Source organism: Providencia sp. wls1922, assembly GCF_009706505.1.
In the GTDB taxonomy this organism is placed as follows: Bacteria; Pseudomonadota; Gammaproteobacteria; order Enterobacterales; family Enterobacteriaceae; genus Providencia; species Providencia lanzhouensis.
Genome location: NZ_WLUG01000067.1, coordinates 1 through 13393, shown reverse-complemented (window position 1 = coordinate 13393; position 13393 = coordinate 1). Strand labels below are relative to the sequence as shown.

General features: G+C 37.3%; 21 protein-coding genes and 1 pseudogene. 7 read left to right on the top strand and 15 right to left on the bottom strand.

All coding sequences use genetic code 11. The features are described from left to right. From phoH to GKR71_RS06530, 4 genes are all read right to left on the bottom strand, one after another. Window positions 1–734 (bottom strand): phosphate starvation-inducible protein PhoH (gene phoH / locus GKR71_RS06545; RefSeq protein WP_154634069.1); only part of this gene is annotated, 734 nt, incomplete at its 3' end. 486 nt (window positions 735–1220) lie between these two features. After that, window positions 1221–2186: an endonuclease gene (locus GKR71_RS06540; RefSeq protein ID WP_148444747.1), complete on the bottom strand. Its 966-nt coding sequence runs from the start codon at window positions 2184–2186 to the stop codon at window positions 1221–1223. A gap of 323 nt (window positions 2187–2509) precedes the next feature. Further along, the gene (locus GKR71_RS06535; RefSeq protein ID WP_080675670.1) at window positions 2510–2971 is read right to left on the bottom strand and encodes a threonine/serine exporter; all 462 of its coding nucleotides are present in this window, start codon (window positions 2969–2971) and stop codon (window positions 2510–2512) included. Next, on the bottom strand, window positions 2971–3783 hold the full coding sequence (locus GKR71_RS06530; RefSeq protein WP_154599333.1) for a threonine/serine ThrE exporter family protein: 813 nt from the start codon (window positions 3781–3783) through the stop codon (window positions 2971–2973). Before GKR71_RS06530 ends, GKR71_RS06535 begins: the two co-directional genes overlap by 1 nt. Before the next feature lie 148 nt (window positions 3784–3931). Here GKR71_RS06530 and GKR71_RS06525 point away from each other — a divergent pair, with 148 nt between their 5' ends. Further along, window positions 3932–4570 carry a TetR/AcrR family transcriptional regulator gene (locus GKR71_RS06525; protein ID WP_154609651.1) on the top strand — a complete coding sequence of 213 codons (639 nt, stop codon included), beginning with the start codon at window positions 3932–3934 and terminating at the stop codon, window positions 4568–4570. Here GKR71_RS06525 and GKR71_RS20335 read toward each other — a convergent pair. Next, entirely contained in the window at window positions 4565–4972 is a 408-nt protein-coding gene (locus tag GKR71_RS20335; protein ID WP_230083359.1) for a hypothetical protein, read from the bottom strand. The two genes, GKR71_RS06525 and GKR71_RS20335, sit on opposite strands and share 6 nt — an antisense overlap. A gap of 246 nt (window positions 4973–5218) precedes the next feature. On the opposite strand from GKR71_RS20335, the gene GKR71_RS06515 reads away from it, so the two are divergent. Continuing rightward, window positions 5219–5512, top strand: coding sequence for a DUF5339 domain-containing protein (locus tag GKR71_RS06515; RefSeq protein WP_036954805.1), 294 nt, complete (start codon window positions 5219–5221; stop codon window positions 5510–5512). 69 nt (window positions 5513–5581) lie between these two features. Here the strand turns inward: GKR71_RS06515 and GKR71_RS06510 are convergent, their stop codons facing one another. The 5 genes from GKR71_RS06510 to sra all read right to left on the bottom strand — a co-directional run bounded on the left by GKR71_RS06510 (window position 5582) and on the right by sra (window position 8855). Continuing rightward, entirely contained in the window at window positions 5582–6031 is a 450-nt protein-coding gene (locus GKR71_RS06510) for a universal stress protein (protein WP_036954742.1), read from the bottom strand. Window positions 6032–6219: 188 nt separating this feature from the next. Beyond that, window positions 6220–6558, bottom strand: coding sequence for a hypothetical protein (locus tag GKR71_RS06505; protein ID WP_036954745.1), 339 nt, complete (start codon window positions 6556–6558; stop codon window positions 6220–6222). A gap of 117 nt (window positions 6559–6675) precedes the next feature. Beyond that, window positions 6676–7104: a universal stress protein gene (locus tag GKR71_RS06500; protein ID WP_006660028.1), complete on the bottom strand. Its 429-nt coding sequence runs from the start codon at window positions 7102–7104 to the stop codon at window positions 6676–6678. A gap of 485 nt (window positions 7105–7589) precedes the next feature. Continuing rightward, window positions 7590–8369, bottom strand: a complete 780-nt coding sequence (locus GKR71_RS06495; protein WP_036954749.1) for a YaeF family permuted papain-like enzyme — start codon at window positions 8367–8369, stop codon at window positions 7590–7592. Between the two features lie 267 nt (window positions 8370–8636). Beyond that, window positions 8637–8855, bottom strand: coding sequence for a stationary-phase-induced ribosome-associated protein (gene sra / locus GKR71_RS06490; protein ID WP_230082493.1), 219 nt, complete (start codon window positions 8853–8855; stop codon window positions 8637–8639). A gap of 391 nt (window positions 8856–9246) precedes the next feature. Here sra and GKR71_RS06485 point away from each other — a divergent pair, with 391 nt between their 5' ends. Further along, a complete protein-coding gene (locus GKR71_RS06485; RefSeq protein WP_108478225.1) occupies window positions 9247–9945 on the top strand; it encodes an aspartate/glutamate racemase family protein in 699 nt (232 codons plus the stop codon). Between the two features lie 131 nt (window positions 9946–10076). Then, window positions 10077–10313: a helix-turn-helix domain-containing protein gene (locus GKR71_RS06480; protein WP_036954760.1), complete on the top strand. Its 237-nt coding sequence runs from the start codon at window positions 10077–10079 to the stop codon at window positions 10311–10313. Between the two features lie 82 nt (window positions 10314–10395). On the opposite strand, the gene GKR71_RS19885 is transcribed toward GKR71_RS06480, so the two are convergent. From GKR71_RS19885 to GKR71_RS06465, 4 genes are all read right to left on the bottom strand, one after another. Next, a complete protein-coding gene (locus GKR71_RS19885) occupies window positions 10396–10539 on the bottom strand; it encodes a hypothetical protein (protein WP_187369791.1) in 144 nt (47 codons plus the stop codon). A gap of 133 nt (window positions 10540–10672) precedes the next feature. Further along, window positions 10673–10894 (bottom strand): YdcH family protein, encoded by a 222-nt coding sequence (locus tag GKR71_RS06475; RefSeq protein WP_108478997.1) that lies wholly within the window; start codon window positions 10892–10894, stop codon window positions 10673–10675. 142 nt (window positions 10895–11036) lie between these two features. Beyond that, entirely contained in the window at window positions 11037–11486 is a 450-nt protein-coding gene (locus tag GKR71_RS06470) for a carboxymuconolactone decarboxylase family protein (RefSeq protein WP_036954767.1), read from the bottom strand. Window positions 11487–11577: 91 nt separating this feature from the next. Continuing rightward, entirely contained in the window at window positions 11578–11934 is a 357-nt protein-coding gene (locus GKR71_RS06465; RefSeq protein WP_036954770.1) for an MmcQ/YjbR family DNA-binding protein, read from the bottom strand. Window positions 11935–12114: 180 nt separating this feature from the next. Between GKR71_RS06465 and GKR71_RS06460 the strand changes: the two genes are divergently transcribed. Further along, the gene (locus tag GKR71_RS06460) at window positions 12115–12459 is read left to right on the top strand and encodes a hypothetical protein (RefSeq protein ID WP_036954774.1); all 345 of its coding nucleotides are present in this window, start codon (window positions 12115–12117) and stop codon (window positions 12457–12459) included. Between the two features lie 42 nt (window positions 12460–12501). On the opposite strand, the gene GKR71_RS06455 is transcribed toward GKR71_RS06460, so the two are convergent. Beyond that, window positions 12502–12651, bottom strand: a complete 150-nt coding sequence (locus tag GKR71_RS06455) for a DUF4113 domain-containing protein (RefSeq protein ID WP_230082494.1) — start codon at window positions 12649–12651, stop codon at window positions 12502–12504. Window positions 12652–12965: 314 nt separating this feature from the next. Between GKR71_RS06455 and GKR71_RS06450 the strand changes: the two genes are divergently transcribed. After that, window positions 12966–13097, top strand: a complete 132-nt coding sequence (locus GKR71_RS06450; RefSeq protein WP_036954779.1) for an entericidin A/B family lipoprotein — start codon at window positions 12966–12968, stop codon at window positions 13095–13097. 169 nt (window positions 13098–13266) lie between these two features. Continuing rightward, window positions 13267–13393, top strand: a pseudogene (locus tag GKR71_RS06445) (DUF1161 domain-containing protein); the annotation flags it as partial.

Sequence of the window (13393 nt, the reverse complement as noted above, 5' to 3'; positions counted from 1 at the left end):
TCATCAATCGTGAAGTTGACCATCGAGACCATTTCATCGCTACTAAAACGCTGTAACGCATCCCCCAAACCTGACTGAACGCCGCTTGGTAAATCACATTGGGTTACGTCACCGTTCACAATTACCGTTACGTTCTCACCCAAACGGGTTAAAAACATCTTCATTTGAGTGACTGTGACGTTCTGCGCTTCATCGAGAATAACAATAGCATTTTCGAATGTGCGACCGCGCATATAAGCAAATGGTGCTATTTCGACTTTAGCAATCTCAGGGCGTAAACAATATTGCAGGAACGAAGCGCCTAATCGCTTCATTAATACGTCATAAACGGGTCGGAAATAAGGCGCAAACTTTTCAGACATATCTCCCGGCAAGAACCCAAGATCTTCCTCCGCTTGCAATACCGGTCTGGTCACAATGATTTTACTGATTTCCTTGTTAATCAAGGCATCTGCGGCTAACGCAGTACTAATATAGGTTTTACCGCACCCTGCCTCACCATTAGCAAAAATCAGTTGTTTGTGTTTGATGGAATTAATATAGAGCTTTTGGGCTTCATTACGTGGTGTTATCGGAGTTTCATCGCGACGTTCTTTCGCCATACCTATCGGCTCAATGCCCGTAAATTCAGCGAAGGAGGTAACGTTGTTCATATCATACCTCCCTGAACGATCTTTGCGTGATGTACGTTTCATTTCACGACGTGCTTTTGTTGCAGCTTTCTGTCTACTCATAGTATTAACCCTTCCAGGTATCGATGATGTCAATTTCAGATGACGAACTATTCAAAACAGAGAGGAGCTCCCTTCAAGCTCTTGTGTAACTTAGGTTGATAATTTAGGTATAAAAAAACCGGTTAGCAATCTCATCATGTCAGTTTCATGATGGAGTGGTAACCGGTCTCGCACATTGATTAACAAACACCTAGTTCTCATTAGTTTCTCCTATACAGGCGATACTCGTAAACTAAAGAATCTGCATGACAATATTATGACAATATAAAAAATAATTCACTCGCACTATAAATATTACATTGACCCTAATATCATCAACCTACAACGTTTCCTTATATTAAATATAGCGCGTGTTTTTTTTGAATTGCAACATTAAATTAACAGGAAATGTGTAAATTCACCTGCCCATCAGATAAAATGTGAGAAATATCATATAAAAGCTGCAATAACCCATCAATACATTGCATTATTACAGCTTAAATTTAATTAGCGTGGTTTACAATTACCCGCAAGCTGATAACCTTTTGCTTGAGCATCCGCTTCATTAGCAAAGAATTCTGCATTTTTATCCGATAAGGTTTTAAAGCCAGAACAGTGGGATAAATGATATTTCTTTGAATTACGGTTACCTTTTACCTGCATCTCATTTTCCTTGTTTGGGGTAGATTGAGGTGCTGGCAGAGGAACTATTTCACTGGGCTTATCACTCATGTTTAAGCCATCGCCGCTATTTTTGTGTCCTAAACTCCATGTTCTTTCGCCCGTCACAAATGGGTTATGGTGCCCCATCATTTTAGCAATACGCTGGTCACGTTTTTGTTCCCATTCATCCACTGGGTACTGTTTATCCCACGCCATAAATAACTGCTGCTGTTGGCGTGACATGGATAAGTTATAACGGTCATGCATATAGAAGTAGACCCGTGCAACCTGCCCTTTTACCTCGTCGCGTGGCTCAAAGATTCTCTGTTTAAAATCAATACGACTACGACATGCACCGTAAGAATAAGGCGCATTAGCAGGTAACTGACCATAACTCCAATTACTGCGGTCACCGTTCACTTCCCCAATTGAAGGTGCGAGGTTATGCATATCAGCCTCCATTCGAGAAAACACTGGGTCAGTTGAGACGCAATTTTTACGACCGCCATTTTGCCAGCACTGTCTTTGATGACCAAACACCCAAGCAGGAACGATATGTTCCCACTCAATACGCTCCGCACGGCTCTGCTGCTTGCGCACTTGGTAGCCACAGGAGGCTAAATCAACTTGTCCACCACTTTTACCTGTCCATTCCCACTCACAGCCACAGTATAGCGTTCCTTGTCCTTGATGATTTTGATCACCATAAACGAGGCTTTTACTGGACGTTTTCGCTTCAGTGAAGTTGTTCGGTGCAGCATAAACGGAAGAGATAAATAACGAGGAAAAACATACTAACGCAATGATCATGCGCGAAAAATAAAAAATCTGTTTCAAAATAACACCATTGATAGGAAAAAAAGCAATTTATTAAATACAACACGCAAGTTATTCATGCAAAAATTGCTGAATACGCTATGTATACTCGCTAGTTGAATGAAATATAAGTCTTTTTGATATCAATTGATACTCAATTTTATTACACCAAAAGCAATATCGGAATTTGTGCAATAATATACAAAGAATAGATAACAAACTTTATTAACAAAAAGCGTTAATCACTATCAATTAACGCTTTTGCTATGACGTGGTTTACTGCTTAATGACTTCAAACAATGAAATATTCTTGAGCATCAAACACTTGGTTTTTTGCGATATAGCCATAATCCCGGTAATGAAATGCCGATAGAGAGCGCACCGACAATAAAAGATGCCCTTAAAAAGTAAGTAACCAGCGTTTCCATTAACTCTGGGGTATAGCCATATTGAGAAATTTTCACCACAGAAATCATTGCGATATAAGCGCTGATCCCCGGAAACATAGGAATAACCGCTGCAACGGTAAAAACTTTTGGATGAGCCAGCCACCAACGCGACCACTGGATGCCAATCATGCCAATTAAAATCGCAGCAAGAAAACTCGCCCATTCAATTTGCAAACCCAGCGACATTAAAATCATTCGTGAACCATAACCAATCGCGCCTAATAGCCCACAATATTTCAGCGCCCTCACAGGCACATTAAATACCATTGCAAAGCCGACGGCGGGGACAGCCGCTAAGACCATTTTCTCAATTAGCTCAATGAAAAACATTAGGCCCACTCCCTTAGATTCCAAATGATCATTGCCAGTACCACGCCGATACAAGTTGCCAGCGTTAATAAGCTCGCCATCATCCAACGAGCGATCCCTGTATTCACATGGCCTTTAAACATATCCGCCACCGCATTAATTAATGGAAATCCTGGGACTAGTAGCAGCACACTTGCCGCCATTGCAATGGTTTCAGTCACATTTAAATAAGGTACTTTGAGTAATAACCCCGAAACGGATGTCGCGACAAATGCTGTAATACAGAAGTTAATCAATGGGTTAATCTGGCGAGATGTTAACACTTGCCGGATATACATCGCACAGCCACTCGCCATAAAGGTGATCAACGCACTTTCCCAACCACCACCGTTAAGGGAACTGAAGCAAGCACAAGAAAGCGCCACCATCACCACCATTAACCAGCGGGGATAACGTAATGGTTTGATACCTGCTAATTTTTTTTGTAGTTGTTTACGGTCAAGTAAATGATGCTCAACGAGGATCACCGCATGCTGAACTTCAGTCACTACATGCATATTAATGCCACGGTCAATAATCCGCCGAGTCGATGTTAAACAGCGCCCATCGATGATTGTGGTTAATACGAGTGAGTTAGATGAAATCGCACTATCTACCTGGTTAGCGCCCAAAGCGATACCTAAGCGTGTTGTTAATTGCTCAACCAGCATACTCTCAGCCCCATGCTGTAATAGCAGCAAACCGCATTCAATACACAGCTTTGTAATTTCTCTCTGTGTATCAACAACTTCTTCTTCTCTCTGCGTTTTTTCATCAATCGTGCAATCCTTCATTCTCTCCCCCAAGGATTTGACAAAAATTCAGATATTGATTTAAACATGATAATATTCATATACATCATAGAGGAAAATAACAAACTGAATTATGACCTCTTTCAGATAATTTAGCCTCGTGCCGCCATTTTGTTAGGAAATTGATTTCATGAACCAGACAAGTTCCGCCAAAACACCAAAAGGACAGCGTCGCCACCAAGCACTTATTACGGCTGCGGCGGATATTTTTCTGCAATATGGTTTTGAAGGCACGACATTAGATATGATCATCGAACGCGCGGGCGGTTCCCGTTCGACGTTATATAAAAACTTTGGGGATAAAGAAGGTTTATTTGCCGCAGTTGTGGCATATATGATAGACGATATTTTTACTGAACCAGACCATAAAGAGCCGCCTTTAGACAGCATTGAAGCGGTATTATCGTTTTATGGTTCGCGTTTTTTAGTCAATGTGATTAAACCCCAATCTATCGGGCTATACCGCTTAATACTAGGGGAATACAACCGCTTCCCTGAGATTAGCCAACTCTTTTTCGAACAAGGTCCCGTACAAAGCTATCAGCGCCTTGCCGAAAAGCTTGCACAAATTCCGACTGTCAAAGTCGATAACGACACACTGTTAAGCATTTCATCCCGTTATTTAGAGATGCTAAAAGCGGATGTTTTTATCAAAACTTTCTGTGTCGAAAACTTTAAACCTAGCGATGAATTTATCCATCAACAAATTGGGCTTTCTGTGGATATCATCGCTAGCTATATTCGTAAAATTAGTGCCAGTAAATCATAGCCCATTTAAAATTTCAGTGGCTTGCTGTTGCGCAGCTTGGGAGCTCCCCACTAAAAAAACTTCAGGTCCATACAGAGATGAAATAACCGGTGCTGTACGCTCCATTTCATCTTTATCTCTCCCATCTGGCTGTAATGTGATCACCATAGCTCGACAATATTCTGCCATCGCCCCTCTTCCTTCTTTCAACCAACGACGTACAAATTTCATACACTCCATGTCTTCTGCTGTTGGTTTTCCTTTCGGTTCCATTGGCGGATAAATTAAAACAAATGGCGTCTTTTTCGCTAATAATTGCTCAAGTTCCGATAACCATGACTGAGTTTCCATCATTGACGTTGGAAACGTATTCATAGCACAGACAGGCCAGTTCTGAGTATTAATCATAATACTGTTATTCATTATCATTCCTTACGTTGGGTTGTTAACTCAATAAAATGTACTGAAATGTACACTTTATTATTACACGCAGTCAATAATGATTATCATTTATAGTTTGCAATTTATGCTATAGCCACTTGCTTTAATATTGGCATGATTAATTTGATAAAAATTAAAACTCACTGAAATATTCATCATTGGTCGATGTCTTTTTAAAAAATGGGATGCTATGCTGACCGAAATATGACTTTTGAAAGTGAAAATATGATGAAAAATATTCTGCCAATTGCATTGGGTCTATTTGTTTCGCTGACTGCATTGAATGCAAATGCAGGACAAGTTTGTGACAAATATTTCAAAGAAATGAATGCGCTAGTTCAACAAGCTGAAGAACAATATAAAAATGAGCCTAATGCGAATGAACAAATCGCATTAATGAAATCACAATTAGAAGACGCGAGAAAAACCCTCGCAAGTTATCCTGAAGATACACAAGAGCAAGCATGTAGCCAAGCATTAACAGCTATTGAGCACGCTAAAGAAACGGTCAATAAATCTTAATTACCCTAAAAAAAGACCTGATAACTCAGGTCTTTTCTATGAATCCAATCTGTATATTAAACAATAAAATTATCTTACGACTAAAACGGATATTTTCGCATAAGAGACGATCCCTGAAGCATTCGAACCTAATAAGTGTGTTGAAATACTTGGGTTACGCGAGCCAACCACAATAAGGTCGGCATGAACTTTCTCAGCTTCATCTAACACTTTTTCTCTTGGAGAGCCGAACTCCACTTTATAAGAGATCCTATCTGCTGGGAAATCCATATCTTTCACAATATGATTAACCAGTTCAACAAGCTGTTCTTCCGAACGTTCTATTGCCTTTTTTGTAAATGATGCAAGCAAATCATAATGATAGCTATAACTCATCGAAAATCTTGAAACATCCGGTACTGAGTGAAATAGATGGATGTTAGCGTTATCCATTTTTGCTAAATGAATAGCTTGCTTTAACGCTTTATCAGTCAATGCATCTTCAGAAATATCAACGGGAACCAAAATAGTTTTATTCATATAAGCCCCTCTCAAGGATGTATCTCTCATTCAATTTATTCGTTTTTTGAATAGATGAGATAGCGGTTTAATGGTTATTTTTTGCCAACAAAAGTATAGTCTGAATAAAATCAAAATGTCGTGAACTGGTTTACTAATCTGAAAATCAATTCAGTAAAATAACCACAACATTTGGCACTTTATTCAATCTAATCCTCTTCTAAGTGCCACTTATGTAATATGCGATGAATAAACGGCGTGACGATTAAGCCAATACTAATAATGAATACACTTTGTAAAAATAAACCGTAAATAGCGATAAAGAAACGGCCTGTTTGGGTGATTGGTGCCGGCTCAATCGCTTGGCCGCTCAGCATTGATAATGCATTCAGCATAGATTCCATTATCGAATGCCCTTCAATAAAATAAAAACCAATAATCCCAGGCAGTAAGCCAATGAAAAACACTAATAACGCTAAAAAATAAAAACGCAGAACTCGTAAAACAAAATGTTCCATGCGCATTAATTCTTTAGTGAATTTCTCCATAAAAATCCTACTCAGTCCATGCCGATATGCCAATTCAACAATGACCTTGCAAACGACATAAAAAAACCTATGCAACATTACGGGAACTTCATTGCATAGGTTTTAAAAAAGAATAAATTAACGAACAACCAGTACGGATGTTTCTGCGTAACGAACAATTCCTGCCGCAGTAGAACCTAACAAGTGAGTCGTAATATTTGGACGGCGAGAGCCAATCACAATAATATCGGCATTAATATCTTTTGCGGTGTTAATCACTTCATCACGAGGTGAACCAAACGTAATAGTGTAACTGACATCATCATGAGGAAGATCAATCGAATCCATCAGCATTTTCATGTCTTCTTCTGCTTTCACTGTCGCGCGGTCTTTAATTTCCATATAACCCAGCGCATATGCATTGATAATTGCCGAAGAGATAGGCAATACGTGGATCAGGTGAATTTTTGCGCCAGATTGTTTCGCTAAATTTACCGCATGACGAACCGCTTTACTGGTCAACTCTTCTTCAGTGAGATCGATAGGGACCAAAATTGTTTTGTACATAAGCCCTCCTGATAAATTATCGAATAAACATTAACAATAAAATTATAATCAACTGTACGTAAATGTCTCTTATCTCAAAAGATAAATGAGATCTCCGGCTACAAATTAACAACATTATTTCTTTATCAGCACTAAAATTCACTTCATCACTCAGAGAAAAAGCAAAAAATGTTAAATATTTTTCGTAGGAATTAACTGAGATTCCATTAAAACAAACCAATAAAACTATTGATCAATTTGTTTTTTAAGCATTTTTGGGATTTATGATGGGATAAAAAATTATAATAGTTATATGAAAAAAGGGGTTGATTTCTTAAATGAGAATAGTTATCTTTTATCTCGTGAATAGTTGAGTAAATTACTCGGTCTTTTCACAACGACATTGCTCACATTGCTTCCAGTTTAGCTGGCCAACTCGTTTGAGTTGGCCTTTTTTTATTCTATGGCAAACAGTATTTCATCAAAACTTCGCCTGCAATACCTCATCACTTATTGAGGATCGCGCCCCCAAAGCTCCAGTTTTTCAAATGTCCAACATAGGTTAAACGTTCTGTCGGCATAAAGGTTGGTACATCCCCTGAACGCATGTGCAAAATATCAGCAGGCGTAATCCATGATGAGTTCCCTTCAAACAGTGGTACACCGGCATATTTATACGCATCTAGGACAAACTGCGAACAAAAGAAACCGTTGGCTTGTTCAATATCATCCCCTAATTGCACTGTAGCCAGTGTTTTAAGGCAAAAATTACGGATAGTCTGTCCAATTAGTGGTAATTCGCACACGCGTTTTGTCAGCATCCACGGCGCAATCATGATGATCCCTTTCATGTTGTATTTGCCTCCGTCATTAGCAGTAGAAAACTCACGCAGTTTTTCTGCATGAAATGACGTTAATAAGTTATGCCGTAATACAACCATATTATTAGAATCCGTGATTGCTTGGTCGAGAGGAATAATTCTGACTCCACTTCCAACCGATTCTGCCACCTGACCAAATCCTAAATAAATAGAAGCGTGACTCACCCCACTCACACTAAATAAGCGGATCCCCCACGAGTTCACCCCCGTTGCTGAAGACAAAAGGATATCTCCGGGCAGCATATCCGCCACTGTCAATGTTTCAACTGAATCCTTAATCGGGATCGTGTTAGCGTGCTGAATACTAAACTTCAGCTTATTTGATTCATCTTCAGTTTTAAATTGTGTTGAACAACCATTTATAAATAGAAAACAAAAAAATAGCATCCATTGGCATAATTTCATCTACACATATCCATTTTAGTTGTATTTATCATTATTCTCGCTCCCGATTTTATCGACAGAATATGACTATCACACTATTTTATTTTCTTTAATAGATAGAAACTTAGTCGCGATCACAAAAAATTACTGAAGGATCATGAATCATTCCAATGATAAAATACCATCAGATAATTCAAAAAAAGACATGGATATATGAAAGGAATTTATTATTGAGGAACAGAAACCCTCTAGTCAATCTAGAGGGTCACATCTTACCCTAAAATTAAATTAGATATATTCTGGATAAAATACGCTGACGGAATGATAGGTTTTCTTCTCGGTTGCTTTATTTTTCTGTACCGCAACAAATTGCTTATCTTTCAGGTTTTCAGGTAAAGTCGTAGCATTTTCCTTTGCAATCACAGAGACTTGAATATTACGCTTAGAACGACTTAATTTAAACGGCATCCCTAATAAACGACGAGCCTGATTATTACTTACCATCATAAACTCCTTAACTAAAAATTTAAATTCATAAACTGAACATCAAAAAAAATAGTCAGTGTAGGTCACTAGGTTTATTTTACTTACTATTTATCCAAAAAATAAAATAAGTAACTTTAGTAGTATAGCAGCAATAAAATATTATTTAATAAAGATTTACTGGACAGTCCCTGTGCGTTATCAATTAATCTTTCAAAAAATAAAAATGAAGTTAATCTCTAATATACGATTAATTATAGAAAGATAACTCCAATATTAAAACTAGTAAGATAGTTATCAGTTAAAAATAATCTCAGCTTTATTTATATTATTGATAAAAAATGATATTAACGGATTGACTCCCCATAAATACGCTCAGTATAGTAAGAAAAAAACACATATAAGGTACTTAGCAATGAAGACTATAGGACTTATCGGGGGAATGAGCTGGGAATCAACCCAACTCTATTATCAGCAAATAAATGAAGGTGTTAAGCAAAAACTAGGAGGGTTGCATTCCGCTAAGATTGTTTTATACAGTGTTGATTTTGCTGAAGTGGAGCATTTTCAATCTCACGGTCAATGGGATCTTGCTGCTGACCATTTAGCAAAAGCAGGGATGAGTTTACAAGCTGCTGGCGCTGATTTTTTAGTTTTGTGTACAAATACGATGCACAAAGTTGCTTCCCAAATCGAAGAAAAATCAAACCTTCCTCTCCTTCACATTGCAGATGCAACAGGCGAAAAAATAATACAATCAGGCATTAAAACTATTGGGTTGTTAGGTACTGCATTTACCATGGAGCAAGCTTTTTATAAAGATCGTCTGATTGATAAATTTAATTTAAGCGTTATCACACCGAATGAGACAGACAGAAAAATCGTTCACGATATTATCTACAATGAGCTGTGTTTAGGCGTTATCTCTGAGGCTTCACGAACCGAGTATCAACGCATTATGAAATCACTCGTTGAACAAGGTGCTGAGGGTATTATTCTTGGATGTACTGAAATTACATTGCTGGTAAATGGAGATGATACTTCCGTGCCCGTCTTTGATACCACGGCAATTCATGCGCAAAGTGCAGTTCAATACGCACTAAAAAACCAGTAAGAGCGAATTACCATACATTAGGATAATTATCATAAAATTATCCTATCATCACCAAAATGCAGATACTTCCCTATTAACGTTTAACATATCTATGTTATTTATTGTCCACCACTAATTTTAGGGCTGTACAGATGAACGAAAGAAAACTTAACAACCTCTCTTTAGGTCAATTCATCAAAGAACAGCGTCTCGCTCGTCAAATAACTGTCACCGAGATAGCCAAAGCCATTTCAGTTTCAGAGCGCACATACTCCCAATATGAAGACGGCTCCTCATCTATATATGTTGCACATCTTATTGCACTAAGCTCAGTATTAAATGTTGAACTTCACACACTGCTCGACGCTTATTTAAATCCAGAATCATAATATTTAAACTCTCCTCTTAGCATAAAGCCTTTAGCTTTCACTTTATGCTAAGTCTCGTTTATTGATGTATTTGAGAGCGCCCTTAGGGTTGAATATAAAATACATTCATCATGAATATTTCTGTTATTTTTCCACTATAAAGTAGGTATTCCACAGGCGTTGCAATCATACTGATAGAGCTCATCATCACTTCTGCGATCATTTCTATTGGGTTAAATACAGGCATATATATTCTCCTTTTCGGACACACTATCTTAGCTAAGTAGTTCCGCATATAGGATTAAGTGCAAATTACTTCTAATAAAATCAATAAAAAGCCCCACACTTGGCGAGGCTATGAATTGTCGTAATTTATCGATTTAACTCAATTCTGGCGGGTTTTTAAGTATTTGATGTATCTCTTCTTTGAGACGAAGTTTTTCTTTTTTTAACTCGATAACATCAGTGCCATACCCACTTCTGTCTGGATGCTCCAGTCTAGCTATTTCATGATCGAGTTGATTATGCCTATTAAATAAGGCTCTAAAATCAGGATCTGACTGACGAAGTTGCGAGATTAAATCACGATACTCTGGGAACATAAGTAATTACTCCATTAGCTGATTAATACGCACGATCCAGTGTCACGTAGATTAAAAATGAAGTCACTTTACTTATTGTAAATATAGGACAAGTATCACTAATATTAACCTATAATTCGACTAGCGAATAAGACTGCTATAATTACGGCTTCACTTTATAGCGGCTCGCGATAGCAATGCGATTAAAAGAACCTATGATGATAGATACCCATTCAATTAATACTAGTTGCTCATCGCTCCAGTGCTCCGCGGCTTTTTCATAAACATCATTAGGTATATGCCCCACATGAACCATATTGACTGATTCAGCCAATAAGAATGCAGCTTTCTCTTTTTCTGAAAAATAATCTGCTTCTTCCCATACAGTAACCAATGCGATTTTATCAATACTCACATTGCATTTTTGAGCGTCTTGGGTATGAAGTCTCACGCAAAAAGCACAGCCGTTAATTTGGGAAACTCTCAATTTAAGCAGGTGGATAAATCCTTCTTCCAATCCTAATGATACTGCTTGCTCATCAATATAATTGCTAATCTCAATCAATTTGTTATACGCATCAGGAGAACTTTTAGATAATGATGCTCTGTTCATATTCACTCCAAGTTATATTGCAATGAGTATATATAACCAGTTTAAATAAGATTCATCTATCGATTTAGTGTTGCACTATCAATGATTAAGCTTATGCAGTCAATTTGTAACTCTCGTCAATCAACGCTTTAAGCTCATCTTCAGGAAATCCACTGTCCAACTTTATAGTAATCCAGTGCTCTTTATTCATATGATATGCTGGATATACCCCTTCCTTTAACCTCAATGAACCAACTAATTCAGGAGGAGATTTGAGGTTTATAATATTAACCATCTCATCACTCTCGCTTTCGTATAATCTCTTTGAAGAAATCGTCAGAATGACAGCAAACCACTTTGCGTTATTTTTATGTCTATAAATAATGTAACTAGGAAACTTAGCCCATGGGTACTCAGCGACAGCACCATAATTACTCTGGATATATTCCATAAGTTCATTTTTGTTCATCTCACCATCCCACTGATAAGTTTCAGTTATGCTAACTTAGCGAGAATATAAATTGCAACAAACGAAAAAATACGCGAATTTAGCCTAACTTATGACACTATTGTCAAAATAAAAATTTTAGGTAATCTTACATAAGTTTATTATGTAATTACCTCACTAAATTACTTTTTAGGAAAAATTATGTTTGAATCTAAAAATATGCCATTAATTTCTTTCCGCGCTTTTTTAAAGCGAATGCTATTACATTTTGGTTACGCTTTTGCACTTATCGTTACCACTTTACTCATTGGCATTGTCGGGCATATAGCTTTTGATTCGAGCATAAGTTGGCATGATGCCACATTCAACAGTGCCTTTATAGCTAATGGAATTGGTCCATACATTGTTCCGCAAAACATTTCAGGAAAGATTTTTTTCGCTTTTTATGGTGTATTCACCAGTCTGGTTTTTATGACCACTCTAGGATTGATATTTGCACCTATTGCTCATCGAATGTTACACAAATTCCATTTAGATGATGAGTAAAAAAACGTCTAGTTAAATTCCATGACCCAAGGCATGACCTTTTCAAGCGCTCGCCACAGGCAACTCATCAAAATTTGTCGTGTATACTGGTGACGACATTTCGTGCTTCATCTGATATCCACTATCGCTTCCTTTCGCAGCAAACCAGACTTTACCTAGGCCACTATTATTTATTGTGTCTAATGTTTTCATAAGCTCATCGCCGTTCTTAAATGGTTTTTGATTACCATAGCCAGAGTGGTAAAGCGATTGATCATAATATTAAAAGAATACCGACTAACAAGCATTGAAAAACATTAAGCATACGGATAAATATCTCTTCTAATTTCATAGAATGTACCCTTCATTGCTAATGTTGATTGACAGTATAATAAGTGTTAATACTTAAAGTATTAACACTAAAAATATGACAGCTCTATGCAAGTGAAAATATCAATCAAGTTGTTCTGCTATAATTAAAAATGATCTTTTGTAACTTATAACTTCACACCTAAAAGGAAGAAAATATGTTGAAAAAAATCAGTTTTCTTATTTGCTCATTAGCTGTTGTTTTCACATTAACTGCCTGTAACACCACTAAAGGTGTTGGTGAAGACATAGAGGCTGGAGGTAAGGCAATACAGAGAGTAGCCCAGTAAAAACCTACATTTAACAGATTAATAAAACACTAGCGGGTTAGAGATGAAGATACCTTCTAGTGTTTTACTACTATCAACGGATAGCTTTAAATATTTCATTTAAGTATACTTATTAAGCTTTTTAAAAGAATTTCTATTAAATGACTCCTGCTTATAAGGAATATTGCATATGAAAAGAAGAATAATTATTGCTACATTAATAACATTATTTATTCCAGCGATTGCGAGTGCGTCATGCGAAAGCGTTGTTGAAGAAATTACGCAAAAAATTATTAACAATGGCGTTCCTGAAGAGA